This is a genomic window from Alkalibacterium subtropicum (assembly GCF_900112455.1).
GTDB lineage: Bacteria > Bacillota > Bacilli > Lactobacillales > Carnobacteriaceae_A > Alkalibacterium > Alkalibacterium subtropicum.
This window is the reverse complement of record NZ_FOLT01000019.1, coordinates 23,670-29,859: the sequence shown is the minus strand read 5'-3', so window position 1 is coordinate 29,859 and position 6,190 is coordinate 23,670. Positions and strand designations below refer to the sequence as shown.

At 44.3% G+C, this 6,190-nt stretch carries 9 protein-coding genes; 3 read left to right on the top strand and 6 right to left on the bottom strand.

The window, feature by feature from the left end; all coding sequences use genetic code 11:
• The coding region (locus BM049_RS11980) for a hypothetical protein (RefSeq protein ID WP_218147263.1) at positions 1-251 on the top strand (251 nt) is incomplete at its 5' end.
• A gap of 88 nt (positions 252-339) precedes the next feature.
• Here BM049_RS11980 and BM049_RS10960 read toward each other — a convergent pair.
• The 4 genes from BM049_RS10960 to BM049_RS10945 all read right to left on the bottom strand — a co-directional run bounded on the left by BM049_RS10960 (position 340) and on the right by BM049_RS10945 (position 1,853).
• A complete protein-coding gene (locus BM049_RS10960) occupies positions 340-666 on the bottom strand; it encodes a thioredoxin family protein (protein WP_091531664.1) in 327 nt (108 codons plus the stop codon).
• 18 nt (positions 667-684) lie between these two features.
• The gene (gene yidD / locus BM049_RS10955; protein WP_091531663.1) at positions 685-990 is read right to left on the bottom strand and encodes a membrane protein insertion efficiency factor YidD; all 306 of its coding nucleotides are present in this window, start codon (positions 988-990) and stop codon (positions 685-687) included.
• A 399-nt stretch (positions 991-1,389) separates the two neighbouring features.
• Positions 1,390-1,614 carry a DUF2922 domain-containing protein gene (locus BM049_RS10950; RefSeq protein WP_091531660.1) on the bottom strand — a complete coding sequence of 75 codons (225 nt, stop codon included), beginning with the start codon at positions 1,612-1,614 and terminating at the stop codon, positions 1,390-1,392.
• 35 nt (positions 1,615-1,649) lie between these two features.
• Entirely contained in the window at positions 1,650-1,853 is a 204-nt protein-coding gene (locus BM049_RS10945; RefSeq protein ID WP_091531658.1) for a DUF1659 domain-containing protein, read from the bottom strand.
• A 366-nt stretch (positions 1,854-2,219) separates the two neighbouring features.
• Between BM049_RS10945 and BM049_RS10940 the strand changes: the two genes are divergently transcribed.
• Complete coding sequence (locus BM049_RS10940; RefSeq protein WP_091531656.1) at positions 2,220-4,394, top strand: amino acid ABC transporter substrate-binding protein/permease; 2,175 nt, start codon at positions 2,220-2,222, stop codon at positions 4,392-4,394.
• Positions 4,387-5,115 (top strand): amino acid ABC transporter ATP-binding protein, encoded by a 729-nt coding sequence (locus BM049_RS10935; protein ID WP_091531654.1) that lies wholly within the window; start codon positions 4,387-4,389, stop codon positions 5,113-5,115. The genes BM049_RS10940 and BM049_RS10935 overlap by 8 nt, the downstream gene beginning before the upstream one ends.
• Before the next feature lie 44 nt (positions 5,116-5,159).
• Here the strand turns inward: BM049_RS10935 and BM049_RS10930 are convergent, their stop codons facing one another.
• Entirely contained in the window at positions 5,160-5,600 is a 441-nt protein-coding gene (locus BM049_RS10930; protein ID WP_091531652.1) for a VOC family protein, read from the bottom strand.
• A 1-nt stretch (position 5,601) separates the two neighbouring features.
• Positions 5,602-6,177: a DNA-3-methyladenine glycosylase I gene (locus BM049_RS10925; RefSeq protein WP_091531649.1), complete on the bottom strand. Its 576-nt coding sequence runs from the start codon at positions 6,175-6,177 to the stop codon at positions 5,602-5,604.
• Between the last annotated feature and the right edge of the window lie 13 nt (positions 6,178-6,190).

The following is a 6,190-nucleotide window of genomic DNA, read 5'->3' as shown; positions in this document are numbered from 1 at the left end:
CGCGAACAACCCCGGGAAACAAATATTTAAAGACCACACTTGTTTCCAGTGGCGGCATCGCCGGTCGATCGAAAGATTTTGCTTTTCGATCAGTGTACTACCGTATCTCTAGTAGAGGATCTAAAATGAAGGCTGTGATGGCCTGTGGTCACAAGTTACTTCGAATCATTTATAAAATCTTAACCGATAAAGTTCCGTATAACGAAAAAAGAGCACTAGGTCTGCGGCAACAGCATCTAGCACTCAATTAAAAAAATAAATTTTATCTGTATTTATTATAACATGGAGCGTGTTTTTTTGCGCTTTTTTGCACTATTATTTTCAAATAAAAAGAGACACTCAGTCGAGCACCCCTTCTTTGCTTATAATCTCTTCGATTTTATTCAGCGTATGGACGCCGGTTAGTCTGGCCAATAGCTTACCTTCATAAAAAACCAGAACAGTCGGTGTGGAGCGGATCCCAAAAGCCTCTGTCAAGTCGGGATGATTCTGCGTATTGATGTCTCCTACAAGGACAGCATCTCTGTATTTATCATCCATCTGCCCCAGGACCCGGGACTGCACTTTACACGGACCACAAAAATCGGACCAGAAGTGCAGCAGAAGCGGTTGAGAAGACTTCAGCATATCTGAAAAATTCTTTTCGGTTACAGTGACTTTCATCATTAATCCCTTCACGATCGATCAATGACGTGATCGATTTTCTTTCTTCTTTACAGTAATGCCTGATCCCAGATACACTTCATTTTTACTATCCGGATTTCTCTTCACGGTAAAGTGATCAGGGACTTTATCCACGCCTCCCTTGACAAATGGATTGCATCTCAAGACTCTTGATGTGCCCATGATCGACCCTTTGAGCGCCCCGTGCTTTTCCAAGGCTTCCACAGTATAGTGCGAGCATGTCGGATAATATCGGCAGCTTGGCGGGAATAATGGTGAGATAAGTTTCTGATAGAATTTTACGAGAGCTAGTAGAAAATTTTTCACGATGTAGACTCCTTTATTATTCTTACTCTGGTAGTATAGCAAAAAAACTTACTTTTAGAAAGCTCTCTTACTTACTAGTGCGTCTGTAAAAAATTGAGGCTGGATAAACTATAGAGACTTAAAAAGATAAATTTTCTGGGACTTATTTTCTGGAGTCGCCTCAAAATTTTCATTTTTCGCTTATTGAAAACTATTATAGAAAGAAAAAGGTTCTGCCGATTGATTGCTCTTTATAAACATAACTTCCTAGCGAACTATTGTATCACTAGGTCGCTAAGGGGTATTGAGACCACTTTTAATACATGGACGGCGGGCTGCTCTTTGGGACAAGTTTATAAAAATCTTTCAAAAACGTCAAAGGAGCTAAGACGTGTGTCCCAGCTCCTTTAAATCGTTCAGTTAAGCTTCTTCGATGATATCTTCTACTGTACGCGTCACATAACGTGCATCTTTGATTTTAGTGAATTGCTTGATGCCTTCCACTTCGAACATATCCTGACCGATGATTTGTTCCATCGCTGACTGAACGACCAGCGGATCCAGATTTTCAAGCGGCTGATCGATACCGATCACCTTTGTTTTGCCTTCGCCAGTTTCAAAGCGCAGTTCTAATCGTTTTGCCATATCGTTTCCTCCTCATTATCTTCTATATGAAGTCCTTAGAATGTGTAGCGGTATTCTTCCACTACAGCCGCATAAGATACAGGCAATGCGTTTACTGTACTCAGCGCTTGGGTGAAGGCCGTTACCTGTTCATCGGTCAACCCCTGCAGTGCGCCGTTGAAACGACGACGGATGTATTTTTCGTTTACAGCATCTTCTAAAAATAGGTCTACCTTGCTTCCATCCCATTCTTTTTGCATATTTTTTCCTCCTCTGTGTTTTTGTAAGGTGATCACTGCTTACACCTTTAATAACGAAACGACTTTAAAAAGTGTTACCTTTTTAAAGTTTTTTTTATTTTTATTTTTTATTAATCTTTTCAGCTGAACTACGGTTTTCTTTTTTTGCTCACCCTTAAAAACCATTACTGTATAAGCTTTTATCTCTGGTCACGGATAAAAATAACGATACAACTCAAGAAAAAAAGAGAAATGAACCCCTCTTTTTGCAAAAAGTTAACGCTTACTCATACTTTTATTTGATAAATTTCATTTGTTTTAAACCTTATTTTAATATAAAATTATGATTAATTATTTTTTAAGCGCATATTTGAGAGGAGAAAGATGATGAAAGTTAAAAAGAAATCCCATATTCTTATTGGTCTGATATTCCTGCTGACACTCGCATCCAGTTTGCTGTTTCTAAAAAAAACGGTCGAAGCGGCAGAACAGTCAGATCCTTATATTATTGCTACTGACGTGACCTTCGCGCCCTTTGAGTATCAGAATGAAGACGGTGAATATATTGGCATAGATATCGAATTACTCGCTGCCATAGCTGAAGACCAGGGCTTTGAGTATGAACTCAGACCCATGAATTTCAGTGCCGGACTGCAGGCTCTGGAGGGAAATCAGGTCGACGGAATGATCGCCGCCATGAGCATCACTCCTGAGCGGGAAGAATCCTTTGATTTTTCTGAACCTTACATCGATGCCGGACCCGTGCTGGCCGTTCATGAAGACAATGATGAGATCACTTCTTATGAAGATCTAGACGGAAAAACACTGGCTGTTAAAATAGGAACGACCGGTGCCCAGTTCGCAGATGACCTTGCTGAAGACTACGACATAACGATAAACCAGTTTGAAGATTCCGCCAACATGTACGAAGACGTCGCTGCCGGACAAGCCGATGCGGCCGTCGAAGACTATCCCGTTATGGCCTATGCCATTCAGCAGGGGCTGCCTTTGAAACTGCCTACCGAATCTGAAGAAGGCTACCCTGTAGGTTTTGCCGTCAATGAAGACCAGAATCAGGAACTGCTTGAAATGTTCAATGCCGGGCTGGAAAACATACAAGAAGACGGCACATATGACGAGATCATGGATACTTATCTCGTCAGTTCAGACGATACTGATGAAGCAGGTACGAAAGAGACGGCAGCACAGATGGATCCTTATATCATTGCGACAGACGTGACCTTTGCACCCTTTGAGTATCAGAACGATGATAATGAATATATCGGTATAGATATCGATCTGCTGGCTGCTATTGCTGAAGACCAGGGCTTTGCTTATGAACTCAGACCCATGAATTTCAGTGCCGGCCTGCAGGCTTTGGAGACAAACCAGGTGGACGGTATGATCGCCGCCATGAGCATCACACCTGAGCGGGAAGAGTCTTTCGACTTCTCCGAACCTTATATCGATGCCGGACCTGTGCTGGCCGTTCACGAGGACAATGATGAGATCTCTTCTTATGAAGATTTAGATGGAAAAACACTAGCTGTTAAAGTCGGGACCACCGGTGCACAGTTCGCTGACGAGCTGGCCCAAGAGTATGATATAACGATCAACCAGTTTGAAGATTCCGCCAACATGTACGAAGATGTCGCTGCCGGACAAGCGGATGCGGCTGTCGAAGATTATCCTGTTATGGCTTACGCGATCCAGCAGGGACTGCCGCTGAAACTGCCTACCGAACCGGAAGAAGGCTATCCGATCGGCTTTGCAGTAAATGAAGGACAAAACCAGGAACTGCTTGAGATGTTCAATGCAGGTCTGGTCAATGTTATGGAAGACGGCACGTATGACGAGATCATGGATACCTACCTGGTCAGTCCGGAAGATGCTGAAGTCGCTGAAGGTACAGGAATCTTATCACTACTGGCATCCAATTTCGATGCCCTGATGGCCGGACTTGGACGGACACTTCTCCTGACTCTTATCTCTTTCGGCATTTCTTTAGTTGCAGGAACTATTTTCGGTCTCTTCAGTGCCACTAAGAACCGGGCGCTGAACCTAGTCGCGAATATCTATGTCACGGTCCTGCGCGGTATCCCGCTTATCGTCCTGGCGTTCTTTATGTACTTCTCTGTACCCCAGTTGTTTGATATCCAGCTCACAGCTTTCATGGCCGGTATCATTACACTGAGTTTGAACACGACTGCCTATATTTCTGAACAAGTCAGAGGCGGGATCGCCGCCGTTCCAATCGGCCAGCTGGAAGCAGCACGAAGCCTCGGCTTGCCTTACAGACAGTCCATGCAGAAAGTCGTTCTGCCGCAGGCGATCAAGATCATGATCCCGTCACTGATCAATCAGCTCGTCATCACACTTAAAGATACATCGATCCTATCTGTTATCGGCATCGTTGAACTGACTCAGTCAGGGCGCATCATCATCGCGCGTTCTTACCAGTCTGGAGCCATGTGGATCATTGTCGGACTGATCTATCTGATCATCATTACACTGCTCACTAAACTATCCAACTTGATAGAAAGGAGTCTCATGAATGACTAAACTAAAAACAGAAAATCTGCATAAAACTTTCGGCAAGTTCGAAGTACTGAAAGGCCTGGATCTTGAAGTCCAGGAAGGTGAAGTCGTTGTTATCATCGGACCATCCGGCTCGGGAAAAAGTACGTATTTACGATGTATGAACCTGCTGGAAGATGTCAATGACGGGAAAGTGATCGTGGATGACCATGATTTGACCGATCCTAGTCAGAACATTAATAAGGTAAGAGAAAATATCGGGATGGTGTTTCAGCAGTTCAACCTGTTCCCGCATCTGACTGTCATGGAAAATATCCTGCTCGCACCTAAACAGTTAAAAAACATTTCTAAAAGCGAAGGACGCAAACTTGGGATGTCACTTCTGGAAAGTGTAGGAATGGAAGACAAAGCGGATGCTTACCCTAACTCTTTATCCGGTGGACAGCAGCAGCGCGCGGCTATTGCACGGGCACTGGCAATGGATCCGGACATCCTCCTCTTTGATGAACCGACGAGTGCATTGGATCCTGAAATGGTCGGAGATGTTCTGGGGGTCATGCAGAACCTGGCCAGAGAGGGCATGACGATGGTCGTGGTCACCCACGAAATGGGCTTCGCCAGAGAAGTGGCAGACCGGGTCGTCTTCATGGATGACGGAAACATCGTGGAAATCGGACCGCCTTCTCAAGTGTTTAAACATCCAAAAAATGAACGGACAAAAAACTTTTTAGATAAAATATTGTAAGTGATCTAAATATCCCCTCAAGGAGCTGCCTTGAGGGGATATTTTTATTCCTTATCTATGATAAGCATGTTCCGGTCATCAAACTGCCAGTCATCAGAATAGGCGAGTTCCCAGTAATAGCCGTCCGGATCCATGAAGTAGCCGCTGTACCCGCCCCAGAATACGGTTTGAGGCTGTTTGACGACTTTACCGCCAGCTTTTTCAACCTGTACCATCATTTCATCTACTTCTGCCTTTGTTTTCATGTTACAGGCAAAGGTGATGCCCGAGAAATTTCCTCTGGAGGTTTTCGGTGGATCATCTGGATCGATATCTTTCTGCAGTTCACTTAAAGGAAACAGCTCCAGTTTACTTCCTTCATTATCAAAAAAGACGATCGGCGGGCTTGCGCTGGTCTCCGGGGTCTCAAACCCTATGGCTTTGTAAAAGGTCAGCGAACGAGACATATCTTCCACTCCTACAGTAACTAGATTTATCCGGTTCATTTTACTTCCTCCCCTGATTGATTTCTCCAAAACAGAAACAATCCCTCACATGATCATTGACCATCCCGCTGGCCTGCATGAACGCATAACAGATCGTCGGACCCACAAATTTGAACCCGTCTTTCTTCAGCTGCCTGCTCATGCGCTGACTTTTCTCGGTCTGTGCCGGAATGTCATCAAGGGTGCATCTGGCATTCTGAATCGGCTGTCCACCGACGAACTGCCAGAGATAATCTGAAAATGACTGGCCGTTTTTCGTTATTTCCAAATATGCCCGGGCATTTATCACAACGGACCTGATTTTCAGTCTATTGCGGATGATTTTTTCATTCTGAATCAACTCCTGAATTTTTTCTTCATTATATTGACTGATTACTTCTGGATCGAACCGGTCGAACGCTTCCCGATAGCTTTCTCTCTTTTTCAATACGGTCAGCCAGCTCAATCCAGCCTGGGCGCCTTCCAGACAAAGCAGTTCAAACAGTTTCCGGTCATCATACAGCGGTCTGCCCCACTCTTTGTCATGATATTCCTTATGCTGTTGATCATCAGTTACCCATCCGCATCGCTTTTTCATCCGCAACCTTCCT